We start from the raw sequence: 17,985 nt of genomic DNA, 5'->3' as shown, positions 1-17,985 counted from the left end.
TTACCATACTTTTGATAAACGGTCACAAACTTTCGCTGTAGATTCTTAATCTTTTGTTATTCTTTTTAAAAAAGAATCAATCTCAACTACTGCACGTTGGTGAGAACCTTTGGCAATTTGTCGTTCTCCTTCATAAGCAACAAATTCATAGCGTATTTTGTGTGCAGTCTGTTCAATGCCGGTCATCGTAACAACGATTGTCGCCCCTACCGCGGATGGATATAAGTGGCGCAATTCTAACACCGTTCCGACAGTTGTTTCCCCAACTGATAATTGGTACTTCACAGCTTCTTTGGCTGTTTGTTCAATCATGGCAGCTAAAGCAGGGGTTCCTAAAACTTCTAAGTCACCAGAACCGAGCATTTTAGCCGTTTGTGATTCTTTCACCAAGAATTCTTTTGTAAACATTTCTGTTGGCATTATGCTTTCTCTCCTTTTGAACGTTGTTTTTTGGCAAACGAAAGCAGAACTTCTTGTTTATTCTCTAAGCTACCTTCAACAACGTGTTGCTCGATTTCAGCAATCAGTTCCCCTAACCATTTGCCTGGTGTTTCTTCTAAGATGGCTAAAAGGTCTTTTCCTGTAATGGCCAATTCATGTCTTTGATGGATGGGTAATGCCTTAACTAACTCTTTTGTTACTTGTACTTGACTGTCTTGTTGGTAATAATATAAAAGCCTTTCAACAAGTACTGCTGATTCTTCGCCTAATTCATAAAGCATCATTGGCTGCCAGTCGTTACTCAAGCGAAAACGCAAACCGCGTACTAATTGTGAAACGTTTTGAATTAATTGATTTGAAAGTTTCCAAGCTTTTAAGAAGGAGCGAATTTCTGCTTCTGGCAAATTCAACGATTGGATAAGTAACGTCCACACTTCTGCTTCTGTTTCAATTTGACGAGCAGGCAAGTCCATTAAACGAAAAAGTCCAGCCCCTTGTTCTCGTAATTTTGGACAGTATTGATAGCATTCTGTTTCAATAAACGGAGCTAAGCCACCTTGTCGATTAACCCCTAAAAGCATTTTTACAAATTCAATCGTAATGCGTTCTACTGAAATTTTTTCCAATAAAGGATGAAATTCAGCGATAGCAGCTAAGGTTTTTTCTTCAATTTTAAAATCTAATTGGCTAGCAAAGCGTAAGCCCCGCATCATCCGCAGAGCATCTTCATGAAACCGCTCATGGGGATTACCGACTGCACGAATGGTTTGATTAGTTAAATCTTCGATACCATCAAATAAATCAATGATTTCGCCTGTGCTGTCAAGCGCCAAGGCATTAATCGTAAAATCTCGCCGTTTTAAATCTTCTTTCAAGGAGCGAACAAAGGTGACTTCATCTGGTCGGCGAAAGTCTTGATAAGTTGACTCGGTACGAAAGGTTGTTACTTCATACTGTTGGTCTTCCATCAATACAAGGACTGTACCATGTTCGATACCCACATCAACGGTTCGTTTAAAAATTTGCTTAATTTCTTCTGGATAGGCACTTGTCGCAATATCGACATCATGGATTGGTTTATTTAATAAAGCATCACGGACACTGCCCCCAACAAAATACGCTTCAAAGCCCTGTGCATTGATTTCACGAATAACGGGAGCGGCTTCTTTAAATTCGTTTGGAATAGTTGTCAATTTCATAGCATCTGTTCCAATCCGTAAAGTAGTTCTGTTCTCTGTATCACTTGCCGACAAGCTAACGCCACTCCTGTCATGAATGAACGCCGATCATAAGAATCATGCCGAATAGTGAGCCCTTCACCTACACTGCCAAATTGGACTTGTTGGTGTGCCACTAAACCAGGTAAGCGGACACTATGGATTCGCAGACCCTCGAAATCAGCCCCGCGTGCCCCTGGTATTGATTCTACCTCTTGCGGATTCCCTTGTTTTTTTGCTGGCCGAACTTCTTGAATCATTTCTGCAGTTTTTATAGCCGTTCCACTTGGTGCATCTAATTTGTTATCATGATGTAATTCAATGATTTCCACATCCGGAAAATACTGTGCCGCTTTTTGGGCAAATTGCATCATTAAAACTGCCCCAATTGCAAAATTTGGCGCAATTAAGCCGCCGATGGCTTTTTCTCGAGATAGGTTTGTCAATTCGTTGATTTGTTCCTCCGTAAAGCCTGTCGTCCCAACAACAGGCGCCATACCGTGTTCCAACGCAAAACGCGTATTTGGATAGGCGGCTTCAGGAACCGTAAAATCAATCCAAACATCTGGTTTGACAGCTAGGACTTCTTCTAAGCGCTGAAAAACGGGAATTGCTGTTTCATCATTGAAAGAAACAGTTTCTTGTGCTTCATGAGGATCATACACACCTACTAATTCAAAGTCTGCGGTTTCTAAGACCATTTGTGTAGCAGTACTGCCCATCCGTCCTTTAAACCCAGCGACAATTATTTTAATCATGTGTTTTCCCATCCTTTCTTTCAAAGCGATAGCGATCCCGCTTGTTAAATTTGGCCATATTTTCTTCAAAAACTTCGGTTAAATCAATCTCTAAAGAATTTGCCATGCTAATCAATACAAAAAAGACATCTCCAAGTTCCTCTGATACTGTCTTTGGTTTTTCGTCTGCTTTTTTCTGTTTTTCACCATAATAATGATTGACTTCACGGGCTAATTCTCCGACCTCTTCCGTCAAACGAGCCATTTGTCCTAATGGTGAAAAATAGCCTGTTTTAAACTGTTGAATATAATCATCAACTTCTGTTTGCATCGATTGCAAACTACGTTGTTCTGATTCTGACATTTTACCCCAACCTTTCTTACTCTACCTCCTACATCTTATCAAAAACTTGGCTATCTGGAAAGGTTCTACTTGTTGTTTTATATAGAGAATGATACAGTTTATACTGTAAAAGGACGTGATTAAATGGAAGAACAAAGATTTTATTTTAAAGATGTGTTATTTATTGTATTAGGAAGCTGTATCTATGCCTTTGGTTTGGTTACTTTCAATATTGCCAATGACCTGGCCGAAGGTGGTGTCACGGGGATTACTTTGATTTTAAGAGCCTTATTTCATTTTAACCCAGCATATACGACATTATTAATCAATATTCCGCTCTTATTAATTGGTGGTAAAATTTTAGGCAAACGTTCCCTCTATTATACGCTAATTGGTACCGTGTCGTTATCGGTATTTTTGTGGTTTTGGCAAAAATTTCCTGTTGAAATTAATTTAGATCATGATTTATTGATTGCTGCTCTCTTAGCTGGTTTGGCCGCAGGATTCGGTAGTGGCCTTGTTTACCGCGTAGGCGGAACCACTGGTGGGACCGACGTCATTGCCCGCATTTTCGAAAAATACTTTGGGATTAGCATGGGACGCTCGTTGTTACTTTTTGATGTTGCAGTCTTACTCCTCTCGTTGACCTATATTGATGTCAAACGAATGATGTATACTTTAATTGTGTCCTTTGTTTTCAGTCGTGTTGTTGATTCTGTACTCGATGGAGCCTATGCTGCGAAAGGAATTTTAATTGTTTCCAATCATTCCGAAGAAATCGGTCAAAGTTTAATGGCTTCTTTAGAACGCGGGGTAACATATTTAAATGGTGAAGGTGCTTATTCACAAGTGGAAAAACGGGTTCTCTACACGGTAGTCAGCCCTCGAGAAATAATGGAAGTCAAACGGATTGCTAATGAAATAGATGAAAAAGCCTTTGTGTCCATCATTAACGTACATGAAGCAATTGGCGAAGGCTTTACTTATGCAAAACCCAGCAAACAACGGCGCTTTAAATTAAAACAATAAATAAAACCCAGCATTTTCAATAAATGCTGGGTTTTATTTATTGTTGCTTCAAACGATTTAATTCATCGGATAATTCTAAAAACGCTTCTTTGTTGCCTGTTTCTAAAGCATCATCAATTTGAGCTTTAATTAATGCCATTCGCTGCGTTTGTTCTTCTTGCTTAAAGTATTGATCAATCGCTCTGGCAACTTCCTGATCCACTTGTTCATTCCATGGCGCAAACGGATTATCTTCTAAAACAGATAAATACTGGCTCGTTTGCCAAGCCTCTGGAAATACACATTCTAAATAAAGAGCTTTCCGCCAATTCATCCGAATCTCGTGAAAAATTTGTTCCGGATCTGTAAATTCTTGTGCTTGGATAAAAAGCAATAACGGCTCCTTACCTAAACCATCCGCTACCACACGAATCCCCCGATCGGTTTTCTCTACGTTCTCAACAAAATGAACATTATTTAAAATCGCATCGTGCGTTAATAAGTAATTTAAAATCCACAGTACTTCTCTTCTTCCAAAAGGCACGGTATTCACTAACCAAGTTAAAAATTTTTTCTTTTCTGATAAACTAACAAACATCGTCGTTTCCTATCTTTCTTCCATATCTGCTAGCACAGATTGCATGTCGACATCACCAGGTTCATGTTCCAAATAGTGGTATAACAAGTGTTTTGCTTTTTCAAGTTCGCCTTCTTCTCGTAAGAACAATGCGTATTCTTTTAGAAATTCTGGTTCGTGAGACAATTCTTGCGCTGCTTGTTCATAATGAACTTTAGCGACGGCAAAGTCTTCTAATTCGTTGTACGCTTTTGCTAAATTCCATTCAGCATAAGGATGATCCGTTTCCTCTAAATCATTTAAGATAGTAATTACTTCCTCAAAACGCTCTTCCGTGAGGTAGAGATTACTTAAGGTCAAACGACTTTCATCTGTTTTCTCACCTAATTCCAAAGCTTTTAACAACCAGTTTTCAGCACCAGCAATATCGTGTAAGCGATAGGCATTTTCAGAGGCAAATTGGTATAACTCTACTTGGAAGGGATTTTCCGCAATTCCTTCTTCGATCACCGCTTTTGCTTCCTCTAATTGCTCTTCTTCTTGGAGCGCTTCCGCTAAATATAGATAAAGTGATTGATAATGTGGGTTTAGTGTTTTTAATTGCTGGAACAACGCAATGGCTTTTTGATTCTCATGTAACTGTAAATAAGTGAAAGCTAACTGGAATAAACGATCGTCTGTTTGTTCTTCTTTGACCGCGGCTTCCAAATAAGGAACTGCTTCTTCAAAATCACCTAACATGCTGTAACTACTTCCTAAGCGTTCATTCAAGGAAATAGCAGAGATTTGCGCTGTCCCGCTTTCTACAATGCTTTGATAACGAGTAATAGCCTCGACAAATTGACCATTTGTAAAGTATAGTTCTCCCAAAGCAAATTGAATTAACGGCTCTTCTGGCATAAGATTGGCTGCTTCTTTTAATTTCGCTTCACTGACTTCTGGAATCCCTAAAACTTGGTACAAATCCGCAGTAACTAAGAGACTTTGGACATAACTGTCACTAGTTTCTGGAATTTTTTCTAAATAGATGAATGCGTCATCTATTTCATTATTTTCAATGGCGATTTCTGCTAATGGAATGTTTAAGCCATCTGCATCGGGAAATTGTTCCAACAACTGTTGGAAAATTTGTTTGGCTTCTTCTAGAAAACCTAAAGATAATAACGTTTCCCCTAAATCAGCTAAGGTATTTTCATCATCTTTCTTTAATGCTTCTTCAAACATTAACTGTGCTTCTGCTAAATTTTCAGCTTGTAATGCTTGAACCATTTTTTCACTATATGACATAATTTCCCCTCAAATCTCTTTTAAAATTTCTTGGTATCTTTCAATCGTTGTTAACAGTTGATCGGGCGTTGGCTTTAAAGCTGCTCCTAGTTGACCGATTTTTTCCAACGCCATAGGAGGACCTAGTGTTTCTGTGTGAGCTAAGACTTGTTCTGCGTAATCAGCACTTAAAATTTCTTTTGGAAACGCCACCGGAAAACCTAAGCGAATAAACCAAATGATAAAATTTTTAAATTGAAAGTCAAAGTGATTGACTTGCTGGCTCCATAAAACTTGTAACAATAATCCCAATAATCGTTTCATGGGACCTGATAACAAATGGCCATTTTCGGTTGTAGCAAAGGCCGCTTCAAAAACTCGGCCAAATTGATCCACTTTTTCCCCTGCTTGTTCATACAAAGATAACAACTCGTCTAAAATACCATTAAATGACGTTTGATTCAACCGTTTTTTATCTGGATACGTTTGGTATAGCATTTGTAAATAAGCATAATCACAGACAAGACCCGCTCGAATAAAAACGAGCAAATCAATTAAAGGAGCGGCACCTTTTTTATTGGTCAAGGTACTATCAAACAAAATTTCTTCTGAATGATTTTCTATATGCATGGTTGCATGCTGTGCTTGCTGAATTGTGACACTTGGTAAAAGTCCTTGCCGTAACGCTTGAACAGACACAGGCATCAGCCAACATTTGGAGGAACACTTACTTACTTGGTGCAAAAATGCGGTTAATTGTAGTACCCCTTCATTACCCAAACCAATCAATAAAACATCCTGATTTTCTGGCCAATCAGCTAAGAAACGTAACACACTTTCTAATTCTGATAAGTCATTGCAATGAACATCATTGCGACAAATATACCAGTTTAATCCCAACTGTTCCCCAAAGGCATAATTAATCTTCTCCGAAAAAAGATCATAGTAACGCTGATTCGCCAAAACAACGATTGACTCCGTCGTTACTGGTCGTTTTTTTAGGACGGAAGCAAATGTTTCTCCATAAATAATAGCGACCTTGTTTTCCCCTCTAGAATAGTTGTATTTCATTGATTCACCACCTTAAGACTGTTTCCTCTTCCTTCACCCCAAGTCTAGCATAACCACTAAAAAACAGCTACTGGCAACAACTTATTTTTGTCCTTCATTCATAAATCTTTCTCTTTTTATCAAAAAAGCAAGGAGCGAGAATCAAACCGTTCCCGCTTGATTCTCGGAGCGAAGCACGTTTTTCTCACCCAAGGCTCGTTACAATTTAGCCTTTTAGCGTACTGTTTCGACCACCTCTTAAAATAACATTTTTTATGTATGATTCAAAAAAGAACCCTTGGAAACCAAGGGTTCTAATTGTCTGTCTTATTTCACTGCATCTTTCAATGCTTTACCTGGTTTGAATGCAGGTACTTTGCTTGCAGCGATTTGAATTTCTTGTCCAGTTTGTGGGTTACGTCCTTTACGAGCTGCGCGTTCGCGAACTTCAAAGTTACCAAAACCGATTAATTGAACTTTTTCACCTTTAGCAAGAGTTTCTTGAATTGTTGAAAAGACAGCGTCTACTGCTGCAGTAGCATCTTTTTTAGTTAAACCAGTTGAAGATGCAACGTTTTCGATTAATTCTGCTTTATTTGCCATGGATCATTTCACCTCCTCTATAAGAGATACGATGTTTTTACACACCTAAAGTTCCGTCTATTTTTGAGTGGTCCAAAAACAGACAGCAAATATTGATCTGGTTCAATATTCTGTTAACAAGATAGCATAAGAAAGTTGTAATAGCAAGGTTTTTAGTGTATTTTAACCAGTTTTTTCAAAAAATAATCATTTTTTCTCAAAGTTGATAAATTTATTTGAATATCTAAAAAAAGTATGGTAGAATGCACTATTTTCGGCGTCGCGGAATGATTTTAATCGGCGTGCCCTCAAACGTAAATGCTTTTCTGATTTGATTTTCTAAAAACCGGGCATAAGAAAAGTGCATTAGTTCTTCTTCGTTGACAAAAATAACAAATGTAGGTGGTTTGACTGCCACTTGTGTTGCATAAAAAATCTTCAAACGTTTTCCTTTATCGGTTGGTGTCGGATTAATTGCTACAGCATCCATTACAACGTCATTTAACAACGCTGAAGGAATCCGTAAGTTTTGATTCATACTTACTGTTTCAATTAGTTCAGGCAGTTTATTTAAACGTTGTTTGGTTAATGCAGACACAAAAATGATAGGTGCATAATCTAAATATTGGAATTCATCACGAATTTCCGCTTCAAAATCACGCATTGTATTTGTATCTTTTTTGACTGTATCCCATTTGTTGACCACGATAATAATACCGCGACCTGCTTCATGGGCATAGCCCGCCACACGCTTGTCTTGCTCACGAATACCTTCTTCTGCATTCAAGACCATTAAAACAATGTCTGAGCGTTCAATCGCCCGCATTGCGCGCATGACGCTATATTTTTCAGTTGATTCGTATACTTTTCCACGTTTACGCATACCAGCTGTATCAATCATTAAGAACTTTTGACCTTCTTCAGATTCAAAATACGTATCGATTGCATCTCGCGTTGTTCCTTCAATATCTGAAACAATCACACGATCTTCACCAAGAATAGCATTAATCAATGATGATTTACCGACATTTGGACGCCCGATTAAACTAAATTTAATTGTATCTTCGTCCTCTTCTTCTGAAGTGTTAGGAAAATGTTTAACTGCTTCGTCTAACACATCGCCAATGCCTAAACCATGACTACCAGAAACTGGGAAAGGATCCCCTAGTCCTAAAGCATAAAATTCATAAATATCATTACGCATTTCAGGATTGTCAACTTTATTAACAGCTAAGATCACTGGTTTATTACTACGATATAAAATTTTTGCTACTAACTCATCTGCATCAGTAATTCCTTCACGGCCACTAGCAACAAAGATAATCACATCTGCTTCATCAATCGCAATTTCTGCTTGGTGTTTGATTTGGTCCATAAATGGTTCGTCACCTAAATCAATCCCACCGGTATCAATAATACTAAATTCACGCCCTAACCATTCTCCAGTTGTATAAATACGGTCGCGTGTTACGCCAGGAGTATCTTCTACAATCGAGATACGCTCACCGGCAATGCGGTTAAAAATAGTCGATTTACCGACATTCGGTCTACCGACAATCGCAATAGTTGGATTTGCCATTTGATTCCCTCCTTGAGAATTTCAATCCTTACTAGTTTACCTAATCAAACCTTAAAGTGCAAGAAAAGTTTTAGTTTCTGCTGATTTTCTAACCAATTCAAGAAAAAATGAGTTTGACATAGCCGATCTGTTTACGGCTATGTCAAACTCATAAATTTCAAGAAAGTAACGTGTTATTCCTCTTCTTTCGCATCAGATAAAGCGTCACCTAAAATATCGCCCATGGTAAAACCAGTATTTTCTTCAGGCAATTCATATTCCTGTTCTTCTTTTGGTTCTTCTTGAGACTCAGGTTTTGGTTCTAACGCTTTGATACTTAAAGCAATACGATGTTCCTCTGGATTAACTTCTAAAACTTTCACTTGTACTTGATCCCCTTCATGAAGAACTTCATGAGGCGTTGCAATGTGCTTGTGAGAAATTTGAGAAATATGCACTAATCCTTCCACACCAGGGAAAACTTCCACAAAGGCACCGAAGCTTGTTAGGCGTTTTACTGTGCCATCTAAAACAGTCCCAGCGGCTGCTTTTGTTTCGATATCTGTCCATGGTCCAGGCAATGTTTCTTTAATAGATAAAGAAATACGTCCTTCTTCTGGATTAATTGAAAGAATTTTTACTTGAACGTCTTCGCCAACAGTTAACGCATCACTTGGTTTGCCCACATGCTGATGAGCAATTTCAGAAACATGAACTAAACCATCCACGCCACCTAAATCAATGAATGCACCGAAATCTGTTAAACGAGCTACTTTCCCTTCAACAACGTCTCCGTCATGTAAAGAAGAAAGTAATTCTTCTTTTTTCGATTCTTTTTCAGCTTCAACAACTGCTTTATGTGAAAGAATTAAGCGGTTTTCTGAAGGTTCGATTTCAATAATTTTAAATGCTAGTGTTTGACCTTTATATTCAGAAAAATCTGCAACAAAATGATCTTCAACCATTGAGGCAGGAACAAATCCGCGAACACCGACATCAACAACCAAACCACCTTTAACAACATTTGTAACAGGTGCTTCGATTACTTTGCCCGCTTGGAAATCTTGTTCAATTTCTTCCCAAACTTTTTTAGCATCTAAACGGCGTTTTGACAGTAAATAACTGCCGTTTTCTTTATCTTTGCCAATTGATGTGATAACAACTAAATCTAACACATCACCGACTTTCACAAGTTCGTGTACATCTTCAACTGGTAAAGTCGATAATTCCTTTGCAGGAACAACGCCTTCAACGCCCGCTCCTTCAATGCCGACAACAACTTGTTTGTCTTCAATGGCTAAAACTTCGCCTTTAACAATATCGCCAACACTGACTTCTTGAACGCTGTTCATTGCATCTTCCATTGTTTCGTTGTTTGCTACTTGTTTGTCTTCAAAATCTGTCATGCCTCTTATCCTCCTATGCCAACAAAAATTCCAAAACTTAGCTATATATACTTACATAGTACGAGATTTTTGTAAAAAAATAAAGCGATTTCTTCTATTTTTCTTAAAATTCTTTAAAAAAGTTCAAAACCTTTTTGTTTAATCACATTTTGTATGGCGGCGACGACTTCTTCAATCGTCAACCCTGTTGTATCGATTTTCACAGCATCACTTGCTTGGACAAGGGGTGATACTTCTCTGGTTGAATCTAAATAATCCCGACGTTCAATCTCCGCCTTCAAGGTTTCAAAATCCGTCTCAATCCCTTTTTCTTGATTTTCTTTAAAACGACGTTCTGCACGTTCTTCAACGCTAGCCACCAAGAATATCTTTACTTCGGCCTTTGGTAAAACTGCAGTACCAATATCTCGACCATCCATGACAACTCCGCCGGATTGACCAATTTTCTGTTGTAACGCCACCATTTCTTCTCTAACTTTTGCATGTTTTGAAACAGCTGAAACAGCATTCGTTACATCTGGCTGGCGAATCGCTTCGGTCACTTCATGACCGTCGATAAAAACACGTTGGCCATTCTCTGCTTGCTGAAAAGAAATAGTGTGGTTGACACAAAGCGCTACTAATGGCTCTTCCGCTTGAATGTCGATTTGATTTTGCAAGGCCAGATACGTAATCGCTCGGTACATGGCACCCGTGTCACAATACACATAATTCAATTGTTTTGCTAAAATTTTTGCAACTGTACTTTTGCCTGACGAAGCTGGTCCGTCAATAGCAATACTGATTTTCCCCATGAAAAAACTCCTTAACTGATATGCATCCTTTAAAATGCGCTTCTTCTTTTATATTAAAATCAGAAGAAAAGAACTTGGATTTAAACTGATGACGAGTTTCTAACGAAAAAGCAATAAGCCGAAATCCCTCGAAAGACGCAAACCATCTTTCGGAAATTTCTGCTTATTGGCATTCTCATGTAATCATCCGTCGCGGTTTAGCCCTTGAAAGTGCTGTCCAAACCTCTTTTTCTGGATTATTTAATACGTAATGGTTGTCCCGGATAAAACACAGATGTATCAATCCCAGGATTTAACGCTAAAATTTGTTCTAATGTCATTCCGTTACGTTCGGCAACTTGACGTGCCCCTTCACCACTTTGAACGGTATCATAAACAGGTTGTTGATTCTGCGCTTGTTGCTGTTGTTGATTTTGAGCTTCTTGTTGTTGTTGCTGCTCTTGTTGTTGCTGTTGCTGTTGTTGTGCTTGTTGGTCCTGTTGTTGCTGTGCAGCAGCATCAGAACTTGAAGGTGTTGTATTTTCAGCTGGTTGGCTGCTTGCTGGTTCTGAGCTTTCCACTGATTTTGACGTACTTTCTTTTTTCTTCTCTTTTGATGATGATTGGACTAATGAAGAAGATGGCTGGCTATTTTTGCTAGCACTTTCGTTCGGTTTCTTGTCTTGCATCATCCATAAGAAAGTCCCAATTGGAATGGCAATAATTAATAATAGCAAAATAACTAAAACAGTTAGAAATAATGAATTTCCTCGTTGCTGTTGGCGTTTTGCTAAACGAGAACCACCACCATTTTGATCAGGTTCATAAATTGATTGTTCCCATGGCTCACGAGCTTGGTTTTTCTTTTTGTCCTTTTTACTCACTGCTAATTTCCTCCTAAACTTCTCTCGCTTGTTATTATATCATAGCTTTTGCCAACTGCCGACTAAAAAAATGAATTAATCACGTTCTTTAAATAATTTTAGAAATTTAGAACGCCAATCTTCTTCATTTTGATTGCTGGTCTTGTTCGATTTTACTATTGAATCTTGGTAAATGTCAAAGAATAACGCACAATTATCACAACAAGTTTCCGGTGATTGTTTTACAATCGATTCTTGAAAATAAGTTTGAATCAACGTTCTTCGACAGGTTGTGGTTTCAATATACGTCAGCATCCCTCTTAATTGCGCTTGACGATCTTTTTCTTTCTCCTCTAAACGATGCTCTAGCTCTTCAAAAGAATAATCCTTGGCTAAATAGCCTTGAACCCATTTTTGTTGTAACTCGGTGGCATTTTCTAACAAACCTGCTTGTTCTTCTCCTTCAATCAGCGATTTTAATGTCGCTCGATTCGCTCTTGTCTCTTCTAAGAAAAACCGATGAATAAATTCATCCCCTTTTTTATACAATAATAGCGCCCAACTTTTTTGACCATCACGTCCAGCTCGCCCGATTTCTTGCAGGTAATTTTCTAAGCTATCAGGCAAATCAAAATGAATCACTCCACGAACATCAGGTTTGTCGATTCCCATCCCAAAAGCATTCGTTGCACAAAGAATATCGATTTGATTATCAATAAATTGTTCTTGCAAGCGACTACGTTCACTAGCCTCCAAGCCCCCATGATAATAGGCTACCTTAAAACTGGTTTTCGCCTGAATAAGTTGACTGATTTGTTCTGTTTTGTTGCGCGTGGCGCAATAGATAATGATTTTACCAGCCGTTTTAGATAAGTAATCTAGTAATACTTCTTCTTTTTCTGACGTTTCCTTCACGAACAAGCCAATATTTTTTCGATTCACTGAAGAAAGAACTTCTTGATAGCTACCATGAGAAAATAATTGTTTTATAATTGCGTGCTGTACAACGGGTGTCGCTGTGGCAGTTAACGCCAAGGTCAAAGGAAAGTCTAGCTGTTTTTGGACCAGATCTAATTTACTATATTCAGGGCGAAAATCGACGCCCCACTGATAAACACAATGGGCTTCATCCACCACAAATAATGCAATTTTTTGGCGTTGTAACACACTAAGTACTTCTTGCTGCAAAAGCATTTCTGGGCTTAAAAACAGATAATCGTATTGGAACATTTTCGCTAAAATATAACGCTTTTCTGAATATTGTAACGTACTGTTTAAGGCAACCGCACCTTTAATTCCTTGTCTTTGTAATTGACGCACCTGATCTTCCATTAACGAAAGTAAAGGAGAAACAATTACCGTTAGTCCCTCTAACTTCTGGCCCACAAATTGATAACACAATGATTTACCGGTGCCTGTTGGCAAAACAGCCAATGTATTCATACCGTCAAGTAAGTTTGTAATCACTTCTTTTTGACCAGGCTTAAACGCTGCATAACCAAATCGAGTGAATAATTCTTGTTCTAATGTCAACAACACTCACTCCTTTTCTTGCCAAATTTGTTGGATTTGATATAAGCGGAAATCTAAATAAGAAAGCGTCTCTTCTTGCGCTCGCCAATCCCGATACATCCACAACCGCGGATCTTGTTCTATTTGAGCCAATTTTTGGAGCATTGCCTCCTTTTCAAGATAAACAGACGCCTGCAGCTGCCCTTGAATAGCCAACTCTAATAGATGGTCATGAATGGTACTCGGTTTTATTTTTCGCTGCTCAGCAATTTCTTGAAGCGTCTTGCCTTCCGTTAAGAATCGTTGGGTTTCTTGCATACTTTGGTTTAGATTTTTTTCTAGATACGGCCATACAAGCGTTTGTAAAGCAGGATAGTTTCCTCCGTACATTATCAACTGCAGTAAATGATGAACCGCTTGCGTGTGCCACAAACGCTGTTCAAGAGCTGTCTTATGGCTTGTTAATTGCTGAGGAACTTTGCCAGTTTGCTGATAACCAGAAAGTTGCGCAACCAAATAGTCGCTTTCTGCTTCAGGTAGTAACTCAAACCCTCGCAACAGTTCTTCTTTGATTGATTGAACGCGCTGCTCTTTCTTGTCTTGTTGTAACCATCGTTTCAAATATAGTTGCGGAATCGGTGTTGATAAAAGTGGAATATACTGTTTTTCCTCAAATGATAAATACGAAGTCACTTGCACGGCAAATTGAATGAGTTGCCAACTTTCTCGATCACTTCTGCCAAAACGATAAAGATCAATTGCAGGATAATCCAGCAACGAAAAATGGTGCTCCTTTAAAAATAGTTGCCCTTCTTTTGTTAGTTGAATCTCATTTGTCTCTTTGTGATACTGAATTTGTTTCGCCTTCGAAAGTTTTTCAAGAAATTGAAAATAGGCTTGTTCGGAAATCGTTGGCCACCAGCCAATGAATCGTAAACAATCATATAAAAACCCATAAATCAAAACAGAGCTAGTCCGTTTGCCTTTTAAAAGATGATACAAAGTTGATGCACGCACCTTGTATCCGTGAGATAATAACGCTAAAATAAAAGTTGCTTCCATAGTAAACCTCTTTTAGATAGGATGTGTCACTGTTTATGCAATCACGTTTAGTTCCTGAAAAATGTATTGCTTGTGGACTTTGTCAAGTTTATGCGCCCAATATATTTGATTATGATGATCATGGGATTGTCCTTTTTAAAGACGAGCCGCATGCTCGACAACAATTTATTCCAGAAAACGAACGCGAGAATGTGTTAAAAGCGTACCGCAAATGTCCCACGCGTGCAATAGAAATAAGCAAAAATGAGTGCTAAATAATTTAGCACTCATTTTTGCTTAGAGTATTTTTTCGAGCCAAGCAAGTGTTTGCTCATCTATCGAAACAAACTGTAATTGTCCTTCTTTTAGCGGTTCTTTGACTAAATGAATTTGATCATTTAGGCCATTGATCCATTCATAACGAAGACCATTTTCTTTTGCTTTAGAATTTTTAGCTTCTAAATAATAATTGACATGGTAATTTTCTTTACCATCCAATTGTAGCGTATTAATAGTCACTTCAAAATCTGGTGAAACATCGGTCGATTTCTTTTCACGTAATCGTTCAAGTGCTTCTATAAAAGAAGGAAATTGAGGATTATTTTCCCCACCAACGAGATATTTTTTAGCAAATTCTGTACTATCCGTATGACTTTTCACTTGTTTGGCAAATGCTTGATAAAAGGTTTCTAGCGCTTTGCGGGCATCATAGTCGCTAGCTAACGGAAAATTCAATTGTAGCGTTGGATTATCGGAGAGCGCTTCGACAAAATCATTTTCACCAATCGTTTCTTTTGATGTTTGAATTTCTTCTCCATTAATCGTCTTTTTAAGTTGAATCGTCATCCCTTTGGACCAGAACAAAGGGCCAATCGTTTTGCTTCCATTCGTTAGCGTACCAACTTTCCGATCATTAATATAAATATCTGCGTCTGGCAGATTGCTCTCCACAACAAAATTCATTCGTTTAAAATCTAAAGGAATACTAGAAATATAATTTTCCTCTTCTAATAAACGATACTCTTCTGTGATAACAGGTTCACCGGTGCTATCTTTCACTGTGGCTGTAAAGATATATTGTCCTGGCGCTAAGGGTCCCAATTCCTTTTGATAAGTGGTTGAGTCGGAAGTGCCCACTTCCCGCCCGTTCATTGCCAGCGTCACACCGCGCTGATTCGTCGTTAACTGAACAGAAACAGGCGTTAAAATGAATTGATAACGGTGAAAGAAAAATGCTGTTTGACTTGTTTCACGAATAGTTAAACCATGTAGCTTTTTATCCTTTAATAGCGCTTTTTCTAATTTTTTTAGCTCAGTTGGATTTTTTTGATAATAAGTGATTAAGGGCTTAATGCTTTGCGGATTCACTTGAAATTCAGACTCGTTCGTCCTCATTTTTTTACTTAATTCTTGGGCATCACCATTCTCAATCGCTTCAATAAAATGAGAAATTTGTTGTTCCTTAGAAAAATAATGCGTCCCGAGAAAATAGCTACCCGCTCCAAGAACGATGAACACAAAAAGAAACACCCAGATCCAGCTTCTTTTTGATCTGAGAGGAGTAGATTCGTTCCCTTTATTCATTGATGGTTGTGCTTGGTTTTCCTCTTGATGCATTGATTCATTCATTAGCGGAGCGCCACATTCTTCACAAAAGGACTCCGTATCACGATTCACGTGACGACAATTTTTACACTTTTTCACTCAGGAAAACTCCTCTTTCTTTGATGATTTCTATCATACCAAGGGAAAGTTAAAATTACAATGCAGATGGTTTAGTATTTTTTAACAGAATGATGACAGATTATGACAACCTCTTTTCTTTTAGGCGTAAATTTTAAAAACCCACTGTCAAACATTGTTCAACAGCAGGTTTTTTATCATTTATTTTGTTAACGGTGTTTTTTTCTGAATAGTATGTTGTTTTTTTGATAGCCATGGCAATAACTTCGCATGTAGTACTAGAAAAACACCACTGACTAAGAGGCCTTTAATAAGGTTGAATGGCACAATACCAATCGCCACATAGCTTGCTAAAGATGTTCCTAAAAATTGTTGTGTGGTCACACCATATAATTGTAAGTAAATGGGTGTAATGACAAAATAATTCGCAATACTCATGAAAATTGTCAAGGCTAAGATCCCACTTACTAAGCCCACTATCCGATTTGTACGGATATTTTTCTTTTTACCAAAGAAATAAAAAATTGGCAAGGTGAAGATACTACTTGCTAAAAAGCTAGCGAAATCTCCCACCATATTTTGCGGTGCTAGTCCGGTTAAGAACAGGTGTAGCAACGAACGAACAAAAGCAGTAATTACTCCTGCTAACGGTCCGTACAAGAACATTCCGAGTAAAATCGGAATATCACTAAAATCGATTTTCAAAAAACTAAACGCCGGCATAATCGGAAATGCCACAAATTGTAATACTGTACCGATTGCGGCCAACATTGCAATGCTGACCATTTTTTGTACCTTGTTGTTCATCTGAAATCCTCCAATTAAGGACCCATCTTCAACGAACTTTTTGATTCGCTTCTTTGTCATACAAAAAAACCCTATTTTTCTGCAGGGAAAAATAGAGTAGGATTATCTGATGAAAAAGCGTCTCAAATAAGCCCTATCTTCTTTATCCAGACTATACTGTCGGTATTGGAATTACACCAATTCAATCGTTAAAAACGAGTCGTGGACTATAACCACCGGTCGGGAATTACACCCTGCCCCTGAAGACGAACCTTGTATTATATTTTTTTACTTACTTAGTGTAACCTATTTGAACAATGAATGCAACTAACTAAGCTTTTTTATTAAATTTCATTGATTGTTTCATTTCTCAAAAAAAACAATCCCTCCGCCATAAGCGCGAAGAGATCGAGTCATTTTATCTTATTTAGCTTGATTTAATAATTGACTGATTTCTTTTTTAGTTAAATCACGATATTGCCCTGGTCGCAAACCTTGTAAGGTCAACTCACCGTAACGTTCACGTTTTAATTTTTGAACAGGGAAACCAACAGCTTGAAACATTTTCTTCACTTGATGATTACGTCCTTCATGAATCGTTAATTCCACGACACTGCTACCTGTTTTAATATCCGCTGAAAGAATTTGAAAATTGGCTGGTGCTGTGCGTTTGCCATCAATGCGAATGCCTTTGGCTAATGGCAATAGATCCCGTTTAGTAGGTACACCTTTAATTTTTGCTACGTAGACTTTATCTACTTCATGTTTAGGATGGGTTAATTTTTGTGAAAAACTTCCATCATTCGTTAAAAGTAACAACCCAGAAGTATCATAATCCAGACGACCGACTGGATAAATTCGCTCAGTAACATCTGTAAAATAATCCGTTACTACTTTACGGCCTTTATCGTCAGACACCGCAGAAATAACCCCTCTTGGTTTATAGAATAAATAATAACCATATTCTTCTTGATAAATTGGTACACCATCAACTTCAACGGTATCTTGTTTACTTACTTGTGTTCCTAATTCTTTGACCACTTGGCCGTTGACTTTTACGCGACCTTTGACAATTAATTCCTCTGCTTTGCGACGCGAAGTCACCCCAGCATGAGCAATTGCTTTTTGTAATCTTTCCATTG

The 17,985-nt window shown here is 38.1% G+C and carries 19 protein-coding genes and 1 riboswitch; of the genes, 2 read left to right on the top strand and 17 right to left on the bottom strand.

All coding sequences use genetic code 11. The features are described from left to right. Window positions 1-45: 45 nt before the first annotated feature. The 4 genes from IGK72_RS06550 to IGK72_RS06535 are packed head-to-tail and all read right to left on the bottom strand — an operon-like array spanning window position 46 to window position 2,759. Window positions 46-420 (bottom strand): thioesterase family protein, encoded by a 375-nt coding sequence (locus IGK72_RS06550; RefSeq protein ID WP_430619628.1) that lies wholly within the window; start codon window positions 418-420, stop codon window positions 46-48. Beyond that, the gene (locus IGK72_RS06545; protein ID WP_023895085.1) at window positions 420-1,640 is read right to left on the bottom strand and encodes a CCA tRNA nucleotidyltransferase; all 1,221 of its coding nucleotides are present in this window, start codon (window positions 1,638-1,640) and stop codon (window positions 420-422) included. Before IGK72_RS06545 ends, IGK72_RS06550 begins: the two co-directional genes overlap by 1 nt. Next, window positions 1,637-2,416 (bottom strand): 4-hydroxy-tetrahydrodipicolinate reductase, encoded by a 780-nt coding sequence (dapB, locus tag IGK72_RS06540; RefSeq protein ID WP_023895086.1) that lies wholly within the window; start codon window positions 2,414-2,416, stop codon window positions 1,637-1,639. The genes IGK72_RS06545 and dapB overlap by 4 nt, the downstream gene beginning before the upstream one ends. Then, window positions 2,409-2,759 carry a nucleotide pyrophosphohydrolase gene (locus tag IGK72_RS06535; RefSeq protein WP_002363944.1) on the bottom strand — a complete coding sequence of 117 codons (351 nt, stop codon included), beginning with the start codon at window positions 2,757-2,759 and terminating at the stop codon, window positions 2,409-2,411. Before IGK72_RS06535 ends, dapB begins: the two co-directional genes overlap by 8 nt. A 123-nt stretch (window positions 2,760-2,882) precedes the next feature. On the opposite strand from IGK72_RS06535, the gene IGK72_RS06530 reads away from it, so the two are divergent. After that, window positions 2,883-3,767 carry a YitT family protein gene (locus IGK72_RS06530; RefSeq protein ID WP_002357595.1) on the top strand — a complete coding sequence of 295 codons (885 nt, stop codon included), beginning with the start codon at window positions 2,883-2,885 and terminating at the stop codon, window positions 3,765-3,767. Between the two features lie 37 nt (window positions 3,768-3,804). Here the strand turns inward: IGK72_RS06530 and IGK72_RS06525 are convergent, their stop codons facing one another. The 10 genes from IGK72_RS06525 to IGK72_RS06480 all read right to left on the bottom strand — a co-directional run bounded on the left by IGK72_RS06525 (window position 3,805) and on the right by IGK72_RS06480 (window position 14,395). After that, window positions 3,805-4,344, bottom strand: a complete 540-nt coding sequence (locus IGK72_RS06525) for a ReoY family proteolytic degradation factor (protein WP_002361802.1) — start codon at window positions 4,342-4,344, stop codon at window positions 3,805-3,807. Between the two features lie 9 nt (window positions 4,345-4,353). Next, window positions 4,354-5,610, bottom strand: coding sequence for a tetratricopeptide repeat protein (locus IGK72_RS06520; RefSeq protein WP_002397297.1), 1,257 nt, complete (start codon window positions 5,608-5,610; stop codon window positions 4,354-4,356). Window positions 5,611-5,619: 9 nt separating this feature from the next. Next, window positions 5,620-6,660 carry a hypothetical protein gene (locus IGK72_RS06515; RefSeq protein WP_023895087.1) on the bottom strand — a complete coding sequence of 347 codons (1,041 nt, stop codon included), beginning with the start codon at window positions 6,658-6,660 and terminating at the stop codon, window positions 5,620-5,622. Window positions 6,661-6,966: 306 nt separating this feature from the next. Next, window positions 6,967-7,242: an HU family DNA-binding protein gene (locus tag IGK72_RS06510; protein WP_002357604.1), complete on the bottom strand. Its 276-nt coding sequence runs from the start codon at window positions 7,240-7,242 to the stop codon at window positions 6,967-6,969. Between the two features lie 247 nt (window positions 7,243-7,489). Beyond that, window positions 7,490-8,800 carry a ribosome biogenesis GTPase Der gene (gene der / locus IGK72_RS06505; RefSeq protein ID WP_002357608.1) on the bottom strand — a complete coding sequence of 437 codons (1,311 nt, stop codon included), beginning with the start codon at window positions 8,798-8,800 and terminating at the stop codon, window positions 7,490-7,492. A gap of 173 nt (window positions 8,801-8,973) precedes the next feature. Further along, entirely contained in the window at window positions 8,974-10,185 is a 1,212-nt protein-coding gene (gene rpsA / locus IGK72_RS06500) for a 30S ribosomal protein S1 (protein ID WP_002360341.1), read from the bottom strand. Window positions 10,186-10,298: 113 nt separating this feature from the next. Beyond that, on the bottom strand, window positions 10,299-10,979 hold the full coding sequence (gene cmk, locus IGK72_RS06495) for a (d)CMP kinase (protein ID WP_023895088.1): 681 nt from the start codon (window positions 10,977-10,979) through the stop codon (window positions 10,299-10,301). A 236-nt stretch (window positions 10,980-11,215) separates the two neighbouring features. Further along, window positions 11,216-11,842, bottom strand: a complete 627-nt coding sequence (locus IGK72_RS06490; protein WP_002360346.1) for a LysM peptidoglycan-binding domain-containing protein — start codon at window positions 11,840-11,842, stop codon at window positions 11,216-11,218. A gap of 75 nt (window positions 11,843-11,917) precedes the next feature. Continuing rightward, window positions 11,918-13,360 (bottom strand): RecQ family ATP-dependent DNA helicase, encoded by a 1,443-nt coding sequence (locus tag IGK72_RS06485; RefSeq protein ID WP_002397293.1) that lies wholly within the window; start codon window positions 13,358-13,360, stop codon window positions 11,918-11,920. Continuing rightward, the gene (locus tag IGK72_RS06480; RefSeq protein ID WP_070415844.1) at window positions 13,361-14,395 is read right to left on the bottom strand and encodes a helix-turn-helix domain-containing protein; all 1,035 of its coding nucleotides are present in this window, start codon (window positions 14,393-14,395) and stop codon (window positions 13,361-13,363) included. It lies immediately after the preceding gene. 35 nt (window positions 14,396-14,430) lie between these two features. Here IGK72_RS06480 and IGK72_RS06475 point away from each other — a divergent pair, with 35 nt between their 5' ends. Continuing rightward, entirely contained in the window at window positions 14,431-14,649 is a 219-nt protein-coding gene (locus IGK72_RS06475) for a ferredoxin (protein WP_002357617.1), read from the top strand. 22 nt (window positions 14,650-14,671) lie between these two features. Here the strand turns inward: IGK72_RS06475 and IGK72_RS06470 are convergent, their stop codons facing one another. The 3 genes from IGK72_RS06470 to IGK72_RS06460 all read right to left on the bottom strand — a co-directional run bounded on the left by IGK72_RS06470 (window position 14,672) and on the right by IGK72_RS06460 (window position 17,983). After that, window positions 14,672-16,003, bottom strand: a complete 1,332-nt coding sequence (locus IGK72_RS06470) for a zinc ribbon domain-containing protein (RefSeq protein WP_031324188.1) — start codon at window positions 16,001-16,003, stop codon at window positions 14,672-14,674. 255 nt (window positions 16,004-16,258) lie between these two features. Further along, window positions 16,259-16,924, bottom strand: a complete 666-nt coding sequence (locus tag IGK72_RS06465) for an ECF transporter S component (protein WP_002382314.1) — start codon at window positions 16,922-16,924, stop codon at window positions 16,259-16,261. A 71-nt stretch (window positions 16,925-16,995) separates the two neighbouring features. Beyond that, a riboswitch (FMN riboswitch) is annotated at window positions 16,996-17,115 on the bottom strand. 151 nt (window positions 17,116-17,266) lie between these two features. After that, entirely contained in the window at window positions 17,267-17,983 is a 717-nt protein-coding gene (locus tag IGK72_RS06460) for a pseudouridine synthase (RefSeq protein WP_002357624.1), read from the bottom strand. Window positions 17,984-17,985: the final 2 nt, after the last annotated feature.

This window comes from Enterococcus sp. DIV0183, assembly GCF_050541505.1.
GTDB classification, from domain to species: Bacteria; Bacillota; Bacilli; order Lactobacillales; family Enterococcaceae; genus Enterococcus; species Enterococcus faecalis.
Note: the sequence above shows the minus strand (reverse complement) of the source record. Positions and strands in the feature narration are given on the sequence as shown.

Excerpts from the sequence above, each read along its gene's own strand:
- IGK72_RS06550 (WP_430619628.1), bottom strand. The coding sequence starts at position 420 with ATGCCAACAGAAATGTTTACAAAAGAATTCTTGGTGAAAGAATCACAA.
- IGK72_RS06545 (WP_023895085.1), bottom strand. The coding sequence starts at position 1,640 with ATGAAATTGACAACTATTCCAAACGAATTTAAAGAAGCCGCTCCCGTT.
- dapB (WP_023895086.1), bottom strand. The coding sequence starts at position 2,416 with ATGATTAAAATAATTGTCGCTGGGTTTAAAGGACGGATGGGCAGTACT.
- IGK72_RS06535 (WP_002363944.1), bottom strand. The coding sequence starts at position 2,759 with ATGTCAGAATCAGAACAACGTAGTTTGCAATCGATGCAAACAGAAGTT.
- IGK72_RS06530 (WP_002357595.1), top strand. The coding sequence starts at position 2,883 with ATGGAAGAACAAAGATTTTATTTTAAAGATGTGTTATTTATTGTATTA.
- IGK72_RS06525 (WP_002361802.1), bottom strand. The coding sequence starts at position 4,344 with ATGTTTGTTAGTTTATCAGAAAAGAAAAAATTTTTAACTTGGTTAGTG.
- IGK72_RS06520 (WP_002397297.1), bottom strand. The coding sequence starts at position 5,610 with ATGTCATATAGTGAAAAAATGGTTCAAGCATTACAAGCTGAAAATTTA.
- IGK72_RS06515 (WP_023895087.1), bottom strand. The coding sequence starts at position 6,660 with ATGAAATACAACTATTCTAGAGGGGAAAACAAGGTCGCTATTATTTAT.
- IGK72_RS06510 (WP_002357604.1), bottom strand. The coding sequence starts at position 7,242 with ATGGCAAATAAAGCAGAATTAATCGAAAACGTTGCATCTTCAACTGGT.
- der (WP_002357608.1), bottom strand. The coding sequence starts at position 8,800 with ATGGCAAATCCAACTATTGCGATTGTCGGTAGACCGAATGTCGGTAAA.
- rpsA (WP_002360341.1), bottom strand. The coding sequence starts at position 10,185 with ATGACAGATTTTGAAGACAAACAAGTAGCAAACAACGAAACAATGGAA.
- cmk (WP_023895088.1), bottom strand. The coding sequence starts at position 10,979 with ATGGGGAAAATCAGTATTGCTATTGACGGACCAGCTTCGTCAGGCAAA.
- IGK72_RS06480 (WP_070415844.1), bottom strand. The coding sequence starts at position 14,395 with ATGGAAGCAACTTTTATTTTAGCGTTATTATCTCACGGATACAAGGTG.
- IGK72_RS06475 (WP_002357617.1), top strand. The coding sequence starts at position 14,431 with ATGCAATCACGTTTAGTTCCTGAAAAATGTATTGCTTGTGGACTTTGT.
- IGK72_RS06470 (WP_031324188.1), bottom strand. The coding sequence starts at position 16,003 with ATGAATGAATCAATGCATCAAGAGGAAAACCAAGCACAACCATCAATG.
- IGK72_RS06465 (WP_002382314.1), bottom strand. The coding sequence starts at position 16,924 with ATGACAAAGAAGCGAATCAAAAAGTTCGTTGAAGATGGGTCCTTAATT.
- IGK72_RS06460 (WP_002357624.1), bottom strand. The coding sequence starts at position 17,983 with ATGGAAAGATTACAAAAAGCAATTGCTCATGCTGGGGTGACTTCGCGT.